Annotated in this window: 13 protein-coding genes and 3 pseudogenes; 8 read left to right on the top strand and 8 right to left on the bottom strand. The window is 62.3% G+C overall.

Annotated elements, in window-relative coordinates:
- Positions 1 to 2: 2 nt before the first annotated feature.
- The 6 genes from P0D73_RS43395 (at position 3) to P0D73_RS43370 (ending at position 5,510) form a co-directional block, all read left to right on the top strand.
- The gene (locus tag P0D73_RS43395) at positions 3 to 233 is read left to right on the top strand and encodes a DUF1427 family protein (protein ID WP_408261947.1); all 231 of its coding nucleotides are present in this window, start codon (positions 3 to 5) and stop codon (positions 231 to 233) included.
- Positions 230 to 2,131: an amidohydrolase gene (locus tag P0D73_RS43390; protein ID WP_408435930.1), complete on the top strand. Its 1,902-nt coding sequence runs from the start codon at positions 230 to 232 to the stop codon at positions 2,129 to 2,131. The genes P0D73_RS43395 and P0D73_RS43390 overlap by 4 nt, the downstream gene beginning before the upstream one ends.
- A 1-nt stretch (position 2,132) precedes the next feature.
- Positions 2,133 to 2,588 (top strand): DoxX family protein, encoded by a 456-nt coding sequence (locus tag P0D73_RS43385; RefSeq protein WP_408261596.1) that lies wholly within the window; start codon positions 2,133 to 2,135, stop codon positions 2,586 to 2,588.
- 69 nt (positions 2,589 to 2,657) lie between these two features.
- The gene (locus P0D73_RS43380) at positions 2,658 to 3,518 is read left to right on the top strand and encodes a VOC family protein (protein WP_408261598.1); all 861 of its coding nucleotides are present in this window, start codon (positions 2,658 to 2,660) and stop codon (positions 3,516 to 3,518) included.
- A 34-nt stretch (positions 3,519 to 3,552) separates the two neighbouring features.
- Entirely contained in the window at positions 3,553 to 4,014 is a 462-nt protein-coding gene (locus tag P0D73_RS43375; RefSeq protein ID WP_408435928.1) for a DUF1275 family protein, read from the top strand.
- Between the two features lie 59 nt (positions 4,015 to 4,073).
- Positions 4,074 to 5,510: an alginate export family protein gene (locus P0D73_RS43370; protein WP_408435926.1), complete on the top strand. Its 1,437-nt coding sequence runs from the start codon at positions 4,074 to 4,076 to the stop codon at positions 5,508 to 5,510.
- Between the two features lie 258 nt (positions 5,511 to 5,768).
- On the opposite strand, the gene P0D73_RS43365 is transcribed toward P0D73_RS43370, so the two are convergent.
- From P0D73_RS43365 to P0D73_RS43330, 8 genes and pseudogenes are all read right to left on the bottom strand, one after another.
- Positions 5,769 to 6,155, bottom strand: coding sequence for a cysteine hydrolase family protein (locus tag P0D73_RS43365; RefSeq protein ID WP_408435924.1), 387 nt, complete (start codon positions 6,153 to 6,155; stop codon positions 5,769 to 5,771).
- A gap of 76 nt (positions 6,156 to 6,231) precedes the next feature.
- A pseudogene (locus tag P0D73_RS43360) lies at positions 6,232 to 6,411 on the bottom strand (IS6 family transposase); the annotation flags it as partial.
- Positions 6,412 to 6,985: 574 nt separating this feature from the next.
- Positions 6,986 to 8,473, bottom strand: a complete 1,488-nt coding sequence (locus P0D73_RS43355) for an MdtP family multidrug efflux transporter outer membrane subunit (protein ID WP_408321027.1) — start codon at positions 8,471 to 8,473, stop codon at positions 6,986 to 6,988.
- Positions 8,470 to 10,581, bottom strand: coding sequence for an FUSC family protein (locus P0D73_RS43350; RefSeq protein ID WP_408435932.1), 2,112 nt, complete (start codon positions 10,579 to 10,581; stop codon positions 8,470 to 8,472). The genes P0D73_RS43355 and P0D73_RS43350 overlap by 4 nt, the downstream gene beginning before the upstream one ends.
- Before the next feature lie 7 nt (positions 10,582 to 10,588).
- Positions 10,589 to 11,647 (bottom strand): multidrug transporter subunit MdtN, encoded by a 1,059-nt coding sequence (mdtN, locus tag P0D73_RS43345; RefSeq protein ID WP_408320531.1) that lies wholly within the window; start codon positions 11,645 to 11,647, stop codon positions 10,589 to 10,591.
- A gap of 19 nt (positions 11,648 to 11,666) precedes the next feature.
- A complete protein-coding gene (locus tag P0D73_RS43340) occupies positions 11,667 to 11,963 on the bottom strand; it encodes a YtcA family lipoprotein (protein ID WP_408182880.1) in 297 nt (98 codons plus the stop codon).
- A gap of 1,180 nt (positions 11,964 to 13,143) precedes the next feature.
- Positions 13,144 to 13,533: a DUF3331 domain-containing protein gene (locus P0D73_RS43335; protein WP_408182882.1), complete on the bottom strand. Its 390-nt coding sequence runs from the start codon at positions 13,531 to 13,533 to the stop codon at positions 13,144 to 13,146.
- A gap of 11 nt (positions 13,534 to 13,544) precedes the next feature.
- The gene (locus tag P0D73_RS43330) at positions 13,545 to 13,736 is read right to left on the bottom strand and encodes a hypothetical protein (RefSeq protein ID WP_408370859.1); all 192 of its coding nucleotides are present in this window, start codon (positions 13,734 to 13,736) and stop codon (positions 13,545 to 13,547) included.
- A 721-nt stretch (positions 13,737 to 14,457) separates the two neighbouring features.
- On the opposite strand from P0D73_RS43330, the pseudogene P0D73_RS43325 reads away from it, so the two are divergent.
- Both P0D73_RS43325 and P0D73_RS43320 read left to right on the top strand, forming a co-directional pair.
- Positions 14,458 to 14,681, top strand: a pseudogene (locus P0D73_RS43325) (integrase core domain-containing protein); the annotation flags it as partial.
- Between the two features lie 57 nt (positions 14,682 to 14,738).
- Positions 14,739 to 14,882: pseudogene (locus P0D73_RS43320) on the top strand (ester cyclase); the annotation flags it as partial.
- Between the last annotated feature and the right edge of the window lie 198 nt (positions 14,883 to 15,080).

Raw genomic sequence — 15,080 nt, 5'->3', positions numbered from 1 at the left:
TGATCAACGTGCGCTCGCCGGCACCACCGCTCATCGCACTGCTCGGTCTGCTCGGCATGCTGGGCGGCGAGCAGGTGATACCGGTTGCAACGCGCCTCCTGTCAGGCACCACCCTGTCGGCCGCATGGCGCGACGCCCATTGCACGAGCCACGTCTTCGGCATACTGCCGGGCCGCCAGGCTTCAGAACAGGCGCGACGCGAGACGGCCGACACCGAGGAGAACCGCTCATGACTACCTCTCACACCGTTCCCGATCTCATACTGCGCAACGGCCGCTTCACGACGCTCGACCGCGCGAAGCCGGTCGCGAGCGCCGTTGCAATTCGGGAAGGCAGGTTCGTTGCCGTCGGCGACGACGCCGAAGTTGTGCCGCTTGCCGGTGCGACGACTCGTGTGATCGATTTGAAGGGTCGACTGGCTCTGCCTGGTCTCATCGACAACCACACGCACGTCGTACGCGGCGGGTTGAACTTCAATATGGAGCTGCGCTGGGACGGCGTGCGCTCGCTCGCCGACGCAATGAACATGCTCAGGCGCCAGGTCGCGGTCACGCCACCGCCGCAGTGGGTGCGTGTGGTTGGCGGTTTCACCGAGCAGCAGTTCGTCGAGAAGCGGCTGCCGACCATCGAGGAGTTGAACGCTGTCGCGCCGGATACGCCCGTCTTCATCCTTCACCTCTACGACCGGGCGCTGCTGAATGCGGCCGCGCTGCGCGTCGTCGGCTATACGAAGGACACGCCCGAGCCGCCGGGTGGCCAGATCATGCGCGATAGCCAGGGCAACCCGACCGGGCTGCTGCTCGCGAAGCCCAATGCGGCGATTCTCTACGCGACGCTCGCGCGGGGGCCGAAGCTGCCGTTCGACTATCAACTGAATTCGACGCGTCACTTCATGCGCGAGCTGAACCGGCTCGGCATCACGGGCGTGATCGACGCGGGCGGCGGCTTTCAGAACTACCCGGACGACTACGAGGTCGTCCAGAAGCTGGCCGATGAAGGACAGATGACCATCCGGCTCGCCTACAACCTGTTCACGCAGAAGCCGAAGGCGGAGAAGCAGGACTTCCTCGACTGGACCAGGACCTCGAAATACAAGCAGGGGGACGACTACTTCCGGCACAACGGCGCGGGAGAAATGCTCGTCTACTCCGCCGCCGACTTCGAGGACTTCCGTGAGCCGCGCCCGGACATGCCGCCGCAGATGGAAGGCGAGCTCGAAGAAGTGGTGCGCGTGCTGGCCGAAAACCGCTGGCCGTGGCGCCTGCATGCCACTTACGACGAGACGATCAGCCGGGCGCTCGACGTCTTCGAGAAGGTCAACCGCGATATTCCACTAGCGGGCATCAACTGGTTCTTCGACCACGCGGAGACGATCTCGGAACGCTCGATGGACCGTATCGCCGCGCTTGGCGGCGGCGTGGCGGTGCAGCATCGCATGGCCTATCAAGGCGAGTACTTCGTCGAGCGCTACGGGGCGGCAGCGGCCGAGGCCACGCCACCGGTCGCGAAGCTGCTCGAGAAAGGTGTGAAGACCTCAGCCGGCACCGACGCGACGCGGGTCGCTTCATACAACCCCTGGGTCTCGCTTGCGTGGCTAGTGACCGGAATGACGGTAGCCGGTCTGCGTCTCTATCCGCGGCGCAACTGCCTCGACCGCGAGACGGCGCTGCGCATGTGGACGGAAAAGGTCACCTGGTTCTCCAACGAGGAGGGCAAGAAAGGCCAGATTGCAGTCGGCCAGTTCGCCGATCTGATCGTGCCCGACCGCGACTTCTTCGCCTGCGCGGAGGACGAGATCGCGCAGACGACATCGGAACTGACGATCGTCGGCGGACGTGTGGTGTACGGCGTGGGCGAATTCGGTCCTCTCGACGACAGCGCGCCGCCGCCCGCGATGCCCGACTGGTCGCCGGTGCGCCGGTTCGGCGGCTTCGCGGCGTGGAAGGACGCTGCGGGCTCGCGCGGCCAAGGCGAATCCACGTTGCAACAGGTCGCCGCCGCGGCGTGCGGGTGCTCAAGCGCCTGCTCGGTGCACGGCCACAGTCACGCGCGCGCATGGTCGGGCAATGCGCCGGCCTCGGACCTGAGCGCATTCTGGGGCGCGCTCGGCTGCGCCTGCTGGGCGGTCTGACGTGAGCACCCTCAAAACACGCAATCCCGAGTGGGTGAGCACGATCCTCGGATGGCGCTGGCTCCTGCCGGTGGCGCGCGCAGCGCTGGTGTCCGCGTACGTCCTCGGCGGCGTAACCAAGCTCGTGCATTTTTCCGCGGCCGTCGCCGAGCAGGAGCATTTCGGGCTTCGTCCGGGATGGCTCTGGGCGACGCTCGCGATCGTCGTCGAACTTGGCGGGTCGGTCTGCGTGATCGCGAACCGGCTGGTCTGGTTGGGCGCGGGCGGGCTGGCCTGCCTGACGGCCATCGCCATGCTCGTCGCCAACGACTTCTGGAACGCGGCGGGCAACGCGCGCTTTTCGGCGACCAACAGTTTTTTCGAACACCTCGGGCTGATCGCCGCCCTCGTCATGGCGGCGTGGCTCTCCGATCTGGATGGCCGGCGCGTAGATGCACGCTCTCAGCAAAAACACTAAAGGAACGCCAATACCATGCCCATGATCCGTTCCCTGATCGCGACCGCCCTGGTTTCAGCCAGCGTCGCGATGTCGTTTCCCGCCACCGCGACGCCTCCGCTGAAGATGCATCCGGCGAGCCCGATCATCGCCGTCGGACCGCAGTACGATACGACGCACGTCTACGTCGCGCCCGAGGACTTCGACCGTTTCACAGACAGTCTCGTCGCAACCTTCGGTGGCCACAAGTCACAGCAAGGCGTGTTTCAGGTGACGCCCACGCCGAGCCAGACCATGTCGCAGCTTGTCTTCACGCCGGTCGGCACGCTTTCGGTGTTCGGCTTCAAGACGCCTGTTCCCTCGCCGTTCGGCAACGAGCGTACGGGCTATCTCGTCACCGACATGGATGCTGCGGTCAAGGCCGCGAAGGCCCACGGCGCGGACGTGACGGTCGCGACGTTCCCCGACCCCATCGGCCGTGACGCGATCATCGAATGGCCGGGCGGTGTGCACATACAACTGTACTGGCACACGCAGGCACCGAGCTACGACCCGCTGCAGACCGTGCCGGATAACCGCGTCTACGTGTCGCCGGAACGCGCCGATTCGCTGATCCACAACTTCGTCGCGTTCTCGCATGGCAAGGTCGTGTCCGATGAGCGCAACGCGCCGGGCGTCGAAATCGGCCGACCGGGCGACACGTACCGGCGCGTGCGCATCGAGTCAGGCTTCGGCAAGATGACCGTGCTGGCGACGGACGGCCATCTCCCGTGGCCGTTCGGCCGGGAGATGACCGGCTACGAAGTGACGGACTTGGCCGACACGTTGAAAAAAGCCGAAGTCGCGGGCGTGAAGATACTGGTCCAGCCGTTCTCGGCTGACAAGCGCGAGGCGGCGCTCGTGCAATTTCCAGGCGGCTATATCGCCGAGATTCACGCGGCGGCCCATTGATCGCCGGCACGCCGTCGGTCACGGAATTCAAACTATGAAATACGCGGACAGCGCGCCCGCGGCCGTTGCCGGCTATGTGGATACGCTGAGCTTCGTGGCCCTCTTCGGGCTGTTCACACCGCACGTGACCGGCAACTTCGTGCTGACCGGCGCCGCAGCGATGGGCGTGCAGAACACCCACGGACGTTTGATCGCGCGCGCCGGCGTGCCGAATACTGTCATGACCGGTAACGTTACGCAGGCTGTGCTCGATGCACTCGAACTCGTCTCGTCCGAGGTGACGGCGGAGGTGAAGTCAGCGGCTCGCGCGCGCCTTGGTAAGACGCTGCATGCGGTGGCGCGCTTCGGCGCAGGCGCGATCGCAGGGGCGCTCGCTTATCGGTACGTCATGTTCTGGGCGCTACTAATGCCTTTTGCGGTGTTGGTCTGGCTGGCCGCCGTCGATCGTGACGAGCCGGGCTTGACGGATTGCGCGGCAGGCACAAAGCCGCGCTGATGATCGGGGAAATTCGCGTGTGTGAAAGCAGGATAATGATTCGGACTGCGACAAGACGAATGTGGCGCAGGCAGCGCTGTGCGCTGTACGTCACGGCGGCGGGAGCGGCGCTTGCCCTGAGTGCTGGGGCGCGTGCGGACGTCGGCACAGCTGCGTCGATGGATACGGCCGCGCCAGCGTGCACGGCACAGCGGCCGCAAGTGATGTTCAACCGGTGGCAGGAGGACTGGTCGGTTCTGGCGAATCCCCGCGTGCCCGCAAAGCCGATGGACGAGCTCAAGTATTTGCCGCTCGGCGGCGATCCGGAATCGTGGCTGTCTCTCGGTGCGAACCTGCGCGAGCGCATGGAGTTCAACGATGCGCCAATTTTCGGTATCAGCCCGGGACTCGCGGACACCTATGTGATCCAGCGCGCGGAGGTGAGCGCCGACGCCCACGTCGCGCAACACTGGCAGTTCTTCGTGCAGCTCGAAGATGCACACGCGTTCGGCAAGGATGTCGTGACACCTGTCGACAAGAATCCGCTCGACCTGGAGCAGGCGTTCGTCGCGTGGGTCAGTCCGCTGGCTGGCGGAACTGTGAAGCTTCGCATCGGCCGCCAGGAGATGGCGTTCGACTTGCAGCGGTTCATCTCCGTTCGCGACGGCCCGAACGTGCGGCAGGCCTACGATGCCGTATGGGCTGACTATGAGCATGGCAAGTGGCGCTTTATCGGCTACGCGACGCAGCCGGTGCAGTACCGCGACGTCTCGGCGTTCGACGATGTGTCTAACAGGCACCTCACGTTCAGCGGCGTGCGCTTCGAGCATCAGGATACCGGGCCAGGTGACCTCTCCGGGTATTACTCGCGATACAACCGGAGCAATGCGCGGTTTCTCGATGCAAGCGGCAACGAACATCGGGATGTGTTCGACCTGCGGTATGCCGGAAAAACCGGGCACGCCGACTGGGACGTCGAATCGATGGTACAGAGTGGTCATATCGGCAGCAAGCCGATCTTCGCATGGGCGGTTGGCTCGCTTGCAGGCTACACACTGGACGCGCCGTGGTCACCGCGCTTCGGCATCCAGATAGATACGGCATCCGGTGACCGGCATCCCAACGACGGCCGGGTGGAAACGTTCAATCCACTCTTTCCGAATGGTTCCTACTTCACGCTGGCGAGTTATACCGGCTACGCCAACATCATCCACATCAAGCCATCGATTACGCTGAAGCCGTCGAGCCGACTCGCGCTGTTGGCCGCAATCGGTTTCCAGTGGCGCGAGACGACGGGCGACGCCGTGTACCAGCAGGGTAACGCAATCGTGCCGGGTACCGCGGGGCACGGCACCCGGTGGACGGGCATGTACGCGCAGCTACGGGCGGACTGGACGATCGCTGAAAACCTGATCGGCTCGGTTGAGGCCGTCCATTTCCAGGTGAGCAATTCCATCCGGAGCGTGGGCGGCAGCAATGCCGATTACGCTGGCGTCGAACTCAAATATGGCTGGTAATCCGGCATTGTCCTGGAATTTTTTGATATCCGGATTGTGCGGTTGACGCTCTCGGCGAATGCTGCAGCGCAACGGGTGAGTTCGGGAATGACAGGTGAAAAGACTCGACCACTGCAATGCGCCCTTCAATTCGTTCATACGATATGTCAGAAACCTAGCGCTGCTCCGTACGGCCAGACGCTCCTCCGGCGAATGGGCGGGACAATGCAGATTCAAGCCGGAAAGGGCAGTGCCCAATATCCGGTCGGTTGCGGCAGGCTATTTGGCGGGCACCGGCGCGAGCGCTTCGTGCGCACCCGCTGTGCGCTGTGGCGCCTTGTGGACCATCGTAAAATCGTAGTCCACGCCCATCCCGTACGCACCTGATTGCGCCGTGACGATGGCCATTACCGCGTCGTACGTCTCCCTGTGCGCCCTGTCGCGTTGCCATTCCAGCAGTACCTGTTGCCACGTCATTGGCACGGAGCCGGCCTCGATCATGCGCTGCATCGCGTAGTCATGTACGTCTTTCGACGTGCCGCCTGATGCGTCGGCCACCGTATAAACTTCGTAGCTGCCTTTATTCATGGCGGACAGCGAGAACGTGTTGTTGCGGCCATTCGCGGCCAGCGCGTCACGCACCTTCTGGTCATCCCACGAATTCACCGACGTGCGTTTGAGCAACCTCTGTCCCGGAAACACATCCAACAGTTCCCGGGTGCGTGAAACCGGAGAAGCTCTCCCGCTGGACCAGCCCATTGGTCGTCGTGTGCGCGAGAGAAAGGCCGCGTTCGGACATCATCTCGACAACATCGCGCAGGCTCAGTTTGCAACGCACGTACCAACTAACGCATAAGACGATGACTTCGCGATCGAAATGCCGACCTTCGAACAGCTTGTCAATGCTCCTTAGCTTACTCATCTGTTTGCTCTGCGAACGTCAAAGCCCTGAGCCTAACGCATCGGCCCTCATTTTTGCACCAGAGCCCGGTATCGAAGTGATGCACATCATCAGGAAAGGCAGATGAAAACGGCGAAGGGAACCGCTCCGTCTGCCGCTGAGCAGTTTCATTCACTGGTCATGTAAAGCATCCTAACGAGATCGACTTGCTTCGGCATCCCCTTCTTATTGCGAAACAAGCATGGCGTCGGGCTCTGTACGGTGTCCTGCACCTATATCTCCTTACGCCTAGAAATGGATAGTGGGGCTGACACCGGTTCGTCGTTGCATCTCGCATAGGGTGGCAACCCGAGCACTCCCGTCACCGGTGCGATCGGGCATTCGGGGCCATCCCCTAGACGGGGAGATCAACGGGGTGCGGTCGGAACCGCGTGTTCGTCGACCTGATCGACACTCCGTCCACCCCAATGTCTCCAGGGCAGGGCCTCCTGGACCGGGCCAACCTCCACACTGGCGGAACCATGGTGTGTCCGACCCGGCACCAATGAGTGAGGGCGGCGGTATCGGCCCGAGAAGAACCCCACCGGCGCACCATTTAACGCGGCTTCAGTTCGACGGGCGGATCGGCGAGATAGCCGCCGCCGAGCGCCTTCGTCAACACAATCTCCTGACTGAGCACTTGACCGTTGAGCGTGAGAAGGGCGACCTGTTCCGCAATCACCGGCTGGCGCGCTTCGAGCGCCGCGAGCCGGCTCGTCAGTCCGCGTTGATAGTAGGCTTCGACACTGTCCCTCGTGAACGCCACTGATTCGATCCGTTGTTTCTGCAACGCGGTCTCCGCGTCGAGGGACTGCAGACGGCTGCCCGTCTGGGCGACATCGCGTACGGCGTTGAGAACGGCCTGGTTGTACTGCTCGATCAACAGGTTGCTGCCCTCGCGGGCGCCGTTCAGGTTCGCGTTGAGCCTGCCGCCGTCGAAAATCGGCAAGGTCAGGCCCGGAATCAGGTTGATCTGCTGGCTTGCATGCGTGAAGAGGTCGGCGAGATGCAAGGCGTTGAAGCCGAAAAATGCCTTGATATCGAAACTCGGGTAAAACGCCGCCTTCGCCGCGTCGATCCGGTCGAACGACGCCTCGACATACCATCGCATCGCCTGCAGATCGGGCCGCCGGGCCAGCAGTTCGTACGAAAGCGTCGTCGGCAAGGCAGCCTGCGAGCGCGGCAGCGCTACGGGTTCGATGGCGGGCAGTCCTGCGGGCCCCGCGCCGACCAACGCGCGCATCGATTCGCGCAACTGCTTGATCTGCCCTTGCGCCGACACGATCTGCCCTTCGATAGCCAACTGCTGCGCGCGCGCTTCTTCGAGCTGGGTGCGGGCTTCCAGGCCTCGCGCCGCTCGCCCCTCGTGTGCTTCCACCGCGAACGCCGCGATCTCATGCGATTCGTTCAGCAGATCGATGAGCTGATAAGTCGTTTGAATGCCGTAGTAAAGCTGCGCGACATCCGTCGAGATTTCGATTTCGACAGCGGACGTCTCGGCGAGCCGCGCATTGCTCACGCCGAGCGACGCGGCGACCTCCGCGCGTTGCTTGCCCCAAATGTCCAGGTCCAGGCTCGCCCCAAGTCCGACAACACCTTCCGTGTACCACGGCCCCGTCAGCCCCGCAGCCGGTTCGTTCCTCGCGAACGGGCCCAGAAAGCCGTTCGCCGAAATATGCTCGCGATCCAGCGACGCCAGCGCCGCAACCTGAAGGTTGGATCCCGCTCTGGCAAGCTCCACATCCGACTTTGCTTGCGCAACACGCGTGCGCGCGATCACCATGGTCGGCGCATCGGCGAGCGCCTGATCGATCAGCGCGTCGAGCTGGGCATCGCGATAGCGCGTCCACCAACGCGCGGCGGGCCAGCCTTCGCGTGCGAGGTGGATGTCGTCCGCGAGATTGATTTGCTCCGGCGCGATCTCGGTATAGGGCGTGCCGTTGTGATGGATCAGCGCGCACCCCGACAGCACGGACGATATCCACGCGACGCATAGGAGGCACCGACGCCATCGCCAATCGCACAAACCCGATCGCGCGTTCATGCTCGCACCGCCGGTGATGCCGACGCCGCGACCGGTGCCTCGACGCGCCAGTCCGGCAGCCCCGCGATCTGCCGCGACAGTTCGTCCGCTGCGGCGATGAGCGGCTGATCCGCCAGTTGAGCCGGTTCGACCGCTTGCGCAGCGATCTCGATGCGCCGCGGCCCGTGTGCATCGGGTGGGTTGGCCGCGAGCTCATCCGCGTATCGGTTGAGTTCGGCGCTGGCCTGTTGCTGGGCTGCGTGCACTGCGTCGATGGTGCGTGGGCTCGACGATCCCGCTTGCGCCACGAGCGCGCTGCGCAACGCGTCACCCGCCAGCATGATCTCGCGCCCCTGCGCGAGCACCGTTTGCGCGCGCAGGGTCAGTTGCGACTGCTCGCCTTCCTGCCAGGCGGGCTCGAGCGCGACACGCGAGAGCGTTGTCTCGCAATCGGCCAGCACGGCCCACGCCTGCAACTGGCGCTGTGCATACGGCAGATCATCCCCTTTCCCGGCGCCAGGCTGCGATGGACGCAACTGTGCGGCAATCGCCCGCAACAGGGTTGCGAGCTTCTGCCGCAGCACGTCGCCCTCGCCCTCGCGCCAGAACGACATCTGCACGAAAGTCGCCACGCAAACGCCCAACAGAATGCCGACCATCCGATCGCGGATTTCAGTGAGGTTCGTGGTTGGGCCGAACTCTCCGAGCAACGCAAGCGAGAACGTAAACATCACCTGGAGGCCGGCATAGCTGATCCTCTCCGAACCCGCCGTTATCCACGCCCCGAGCGCCACGACAGGCAACGCCATCAGCAGAAGGCCGACAATGTCGTCGAGATGCGGAACGATGAACACGACCATGAATAGTGCAAGCGCACTGCCGACGGCAGCCCCGGAGAGCCGCAGCAACGCACGCTGCGTCGATGCGCCGAGGCTCGGCAGCGCGACGATCAGGCAGGTCAGCATGACCGTGTGGACGCCCTGCCAGTCCACGGCGTTGTAGAACACATAGCAGACGAGAACAGCGAGCAGCGTCTTCAGCGAAAAGCGCGTGTACGCGGGATTGGTCCATGCGTCGGGCGCGACCATCGGTTCACTCGCGGGCGGCTTGCCGGCCGGGGCGGCACCGCTTGTAACAAGGTCGGCGTACGCGCGCAGCGCCCGCTGCGATTCGGCAGCAGCAGGAATCGTGTCGGCGGCATTGCGCTCTTCAGGTGTCGCCGTGCTCACGTAGCGATAGGGTTCGCCAGTCATGACCGATTCGTCGAGCGCGCGGCAGTTCGCACGCAACTCGCGCAACATCGCCAGTTGCGCTGCCGACATGCCTGGCCAACTGAGCGGCAGTTCGCTCGCTCCGCGATAAAGCCGCGACACCGTCGCTATGCACGCAAGCTGTGACGCCTGATGCTCGAGATAGTGGGCATCACGCATCGTCGTGAACCGCAGCAGCTTCTGCAGCGTGAGCGCCCCTTGCTGGACACCCGCCAGCGTGATCGGCGCGGCACTCGCGGTGCCGTCGATCAGCTGCGTCAGGCGCGTGCCCAGCACCTCGAGTCGCCGATGGATTTCCTCCTTGAGTTGCAATTGCGGCTCGGCAGGCAGCAGCAACGTATTGATCACGAGCGTCAGCGCGATCGGATAGTTGACGGCGACCCACACCCACAACACCGCGCGGATCAGCAGGTCGGCCTGATCGGTCTGGTCGACGAAGCTCTGCACGTAGATCACGACGATCGCGACGCAGAAGAACACCACGCCGATCTTGAGCACCCGGAGCAGGTACACGCTGCCGAAAAACATCAGACTCGCGATGACAATGCGCAGCAACGGATAGTCGAACGTAAATTTCAGTACCAGGATCGACAGGCCAATGGCGAGCGTCGATCCGACCATGAACAGCATGCCGACCAGCCGCGTGAGCACCACGTTCGACTGCGTGACATAGAACACCACGAGTAGCGACAGCGCGAGCTCCGGCACTTCGAGCGCCATCGACGCGACGATCACGATGGCGCTCGTCAGCACGCAGCGCAACATCACGTTGAGACGGCCGGGGAACGGCGCAAGCTCGCGCCTCAGGAAAGCGCCTGCATCGCGCAACGTGACGGGCAGATAGTCGGCGGCGGTCATTGGCTCCTCAATGGCGCTCACCGTTGTCGCCGCGCCCGGGTTCCAGCACCGCCACCGCCGACGTACCGACGCGAAACAGTTCCGGGTTCGGCTTGTCGATGCGGATCTTCACCGGGAAGCGCTGCGATACGTGCACCCAGTTAAGCGTGCGTTGAATGCGCGGCAATCCGCCGGGCAATGCAAGGCCGGCTTCGTCTGGCGCAATACCATAGCTGATCGAATCGACGCTGCCCTGGAAACGCTGGCCCGTATCGCTCATCAGGTAGACCGTGGCGGGCGTCCCCGCCCTGACGCCCTTGAGTTCGGTCTCGCGAAAATTCGCGACCACGTACCAGTGGCGCTTATCGATCAAGGTGAAGACAGGTTTGAGCGCCGTGGCAAACTGGCCGGTCGATGTCTTCAATGACACGATGCGTCCGTCGAACGGCGCTCGCACCGTCGCATATTCCAGGTTCAGTTCGGCCGTCGCGATCTCCGCCATGACGACGGCACGTTGCGCGACCAGCGCATCGACGCCGCTCACCGCCGCCGCCGCCTGCTGCGCCTGCAGTTGCGCGGCACTGAGTTCGGCCTGTGTGGAGCGTTGCGCGGTGCGCGCACGGTCGACGTCTTCCGCCGACACATAACCGTGCGACAACAACGGCTCCATACGGTGCAGCGTATCGGACGCCTGGCCGGCCGCGGCTCGCGCGCGCTCGACGGCCGCACGCACCGACTGCGCGTTGTACTGCTGCGCATTGACCGTGCGCTGGGTCAGCTCGATCTGGCGGTCGAGCGCGACGAGGGATGCCTTGCCCCGCGCGAGCGCATCCTGATACGGGCGCGGATCGATACGGAACAGCAGATCGCCCTGCTTCACCGTCTGATTGTCGCGCACGGCCAACTCGACGATGCGGCCGCTGACTTCGGGCACGACGTCGATCGTATCCGCGTAGACATAGGCGTCGTCGGTGCGAGGCGCGCGGTCCCACAGCCGGATGACGTAGGCGAGCAGCAACAGCGTCACTACGACCATCACGATGGCCGGCCATTTTTTTTTCGATGTTTCGCTGGTAGTCGTCGCCATTGCATCGATCTGCGGAGCTTCAGTGTTGGAACAGCACTAGCCAGACAGCGAGTGCGAAGAAAGCGACAAGCGTGGGATACACCAGGGCCGCAGGTCCCATCAGACGGTCGGCCTGCGGCCGCTTGAGAATCACATAGATGACGACCGTGAGCACAACGCCCGCGACGATACAGAACAGCCAGTCGGGAAAGTATGCGCCCAGCACGCCGATGGATGGCGAACTTGCGCACCCTGATATCGGGATCGCGGCAATCGCGGCCGCGCCGATTGCGCGCTTTGAACATCTGCCTCTGGCGCTCGGGATGTGTCGTTTCAATGTCGTCCCTGTGGTTGGAATCAATGTCACACGAGAAGCTCCAACGAAGGATCGCCATCGAAGGGTTTTCTGAACAAACCGATAGCGCCTTTTCCAAGTAGTAGCCCGCGCTCCGCTCGCCGAGAGCTTGCAGACGTACCAATTCGTCGCACTAGTGCAGAAAGAGGCACCACGCATCGCATGAAAATGCACTAGCCGAAAGAAACGATTGCTGATTTGTGGAACTTTGGCAAACACGGATATATGCCTATCAGTAACACGGGCACGGCTTCGACTAACAAGGAGCGCCAGCGAAGCGACTTCTGCGGCTGCGCACCGACCGGTTCCCGCCTGATACCCTGCACTGGGATTCGATGCGGCGTATCCTGGGGCGAAAAATGAGTCGTTATGGCGAAGCGCAAGTGAGCCGCCCGGCAGTGATCGACAAGCGCTACCTCTTCTCCGGGGGCGCCGTTCGACCTCAATCCGGTAAACACATTGTCTCCTGGCGCGGCACGGCCCACCATCCCCCAGTAAGGGGATGCGCTTTAATCGATGGGGGCCGGCCCACGCACCACCAGCACCGAGCTTATCTGCTAGACCCGATCGACTTGCTACTGAACCCGTATACGCGGCAAGAACAATCATATGCGCGTCGATCGATTACGCGTTTGAGCTACGTGTCCACGTGGACACGTAGCAACAATGAGTCATGCTCTCTGCGCCAAGGCGACTACAAACGACCGGTTACCATACGGGCACCCCGGAGGCCTTTCCCGAGACGAGGTCCTTCATATCGTCTTGACAGAGGCAGCAATATGATTCAAACAGTTCTGCGCACAGGGTAGCTAGGGCAGCAAGATTCACAGCCTGGTCTACGTGCTCGACCTCGCCCGTGCTCAGGATGTCGTCTAGGCTTGGAGCAAGTCGACGCAGTTGCTGGAACGCGAAAGCGTCAAGTTTCATGTCGGAACCTCAAGTGGATGTGAACGTCGCTTGCGACCAAGGATTTCAAAAGGCTATCCGCGCCGTTCATGGATTCATTCCTGGGAGATAGGTGTCGATATAGTTAAAACATCGCCATCGCGAAGGAGCGACGCCAGTTCGCTTTGTTGCGGAGTTGATGCGGCGAGCCGCGTTCAGCCTCCATTGACCTCGACGTGAGGACTTTGATGCCGTTGTGTTACCTACCCTTCGTTAGTTAAACACCCTCGTCCGACGTGGTCGCCTCCATCACAGACGCCAGAATCATGGCGTCGATATTTTGTGGAGCGCGTCGCAATACTCGAGGGCTGTACACGGCATCACCTTTCGCTATGGCCTGCCCGCTCAGTGCGCATATTCCGGTTTTCCGTGCGATACAGCGCTGCCAGAGTTGTTCGCCATAGCGGCAAGCGGTCGAGTCGCTCCATGCGACGGTAGCAGTTGTCCGACTCTGTCGCTCGAGTACCCGGATCGCGCACCTTTTGTAAGCTTCGTGGCGACAGTCTGCGTGAGCGGGCCGATGCCCCCGACATGTGGTGGGGCTATCACGGCTGAGGAGCGCCACGGTGTGGAACCACGCCCAGTCGATTTCGATGACATTCCCCATGAGGGTGCTCCTTAGACATTCGTATATTTCTTCGGGAAAACCTGCGTGCAGGCACCTGCAATGGCGGCGTCGTCGTCCACGAAGATGTGTGGGCAGTAATCGTCCGGGGCGGCATCGAAGATCGCCTCAACCATCGCAAACGCCTCGCGATACCGATATCGCGCCGGGTCTGTGACCTCGTCGTTGGAACCGGTAAGCTGCAAGTCGGGAAACCTGAAGAACGCACGCCCCGACGACTTCTCGTCCGCTTTGACACTAGCCGGAAGAGCGGCCGCTCCGGCCTACGGACCGGCCTGGTATTCGATGATGAAACAATCATTGGAGTAATGCCAAGCTGGCGGTGCAACAAGCGACGATTTCCCCTGCGGCATGAGAGATAGCGAAAATCTTTGAGCATTTTCATTGTGTCCTGTCTTTGTGCCGAAGCAGAACGGGACCGCTTGCAGAGACCGGAAAACACACGAGACCAGTAACCAAGTCTTAGGTATTCCCGTCTACATAAGCGGATCTCGTGCGAGCTGTCCAGATAACTCCTAACGACCTATTCGGACTTTACCCAGCAACAAGCTTATCTGTTCCTTGACAGAGTCTCCATCCCCTCGTTGGGGGTCTGACCGGTCAGCAGACACTCTTACCTGAACGACATTGACATGCCAACCTGCAAAGGGTGTATGCCATCAGCGAGTCCTCTGCGTACGGGTTGTCTGCAGGCCAGCCTGCGTCTGGTCGTAGCAGGCGACCCCGCAGGCTGGCATGCAGACAACGGATAGCCCAAGGAGATTTCCTTCGCATAACAGAATTTTTTCACTGAACAGGGTTTGACTTTCAACGCCCCATAGAAGGGGGTATTCGTACTTTCCCTGCATGTATGGATTCGCCACCGCACCGCGCTGATCAACCAGATGCAAGCCGCGATTTTGCTAAGGACAGGGTGCGTGGCGGGACAACGTTTTTATCGAACGGCTGTGGCGCAGCGTGAAGTACGAAGAGATATATTTGAAGGCCTATGAGTCCGTCGACCAGCAAGGAAGTCAATCGACCATTATCTTACGTGGTACAACCAGCAAAGGCCTCATTCAAGTCTGTCGGACAAGACCCCGGACGAAGCTTACTTCGCGATGCTGCCCGCGATTAAAACGGCAGCGTGACCGCCCAGCACTCCACTTAAAAATCGAAAAAACTGTCCGAACGAACGGTGCCACCTCTCATTGCCGCCTGCGACCGGCCGGAAAATGCGCTTCACCGGCATGACCGTGCTCCGCCTCAAAGATGGCAAGATCGTTGAGGAAATCGGCCTGGACGACGGCGTGACCGCCGTGCAACAACTCGGACACATCAACGCAGCATGACGCGGGGCGCGGCGCTTCCGTGTCTTTCGGCAACGCCATGTGTACGTAACGCGAGAACGGGCCGGAATGTGGCCGGCCCGTTTATGGGCACGGCGTCAACCGTGAAGATCAGTCCCTGAGCGAGGAGCAGTCATTCGGAGCGACAGCGCTGACCGGCGCTTCCTTAACGGACTTTGCCTTTTGCGAGGGGCAGTAGGC

It is taken from the genome of Paraburkholderia sp. RL18-101-BIB-B, assembly GCF_046026985.1.
Classification (GTDB): Bacteria; Pseudomonadota; Gammaproteobacteria; order Burkholderiales; family Burkholderiaceae; genus Paraburkholderia.
The sequence above is the reverse complement of the archived record's forward strand: the minus strand, read 5'-3'. Positions and strand labels throughout refer to the sequence as shown.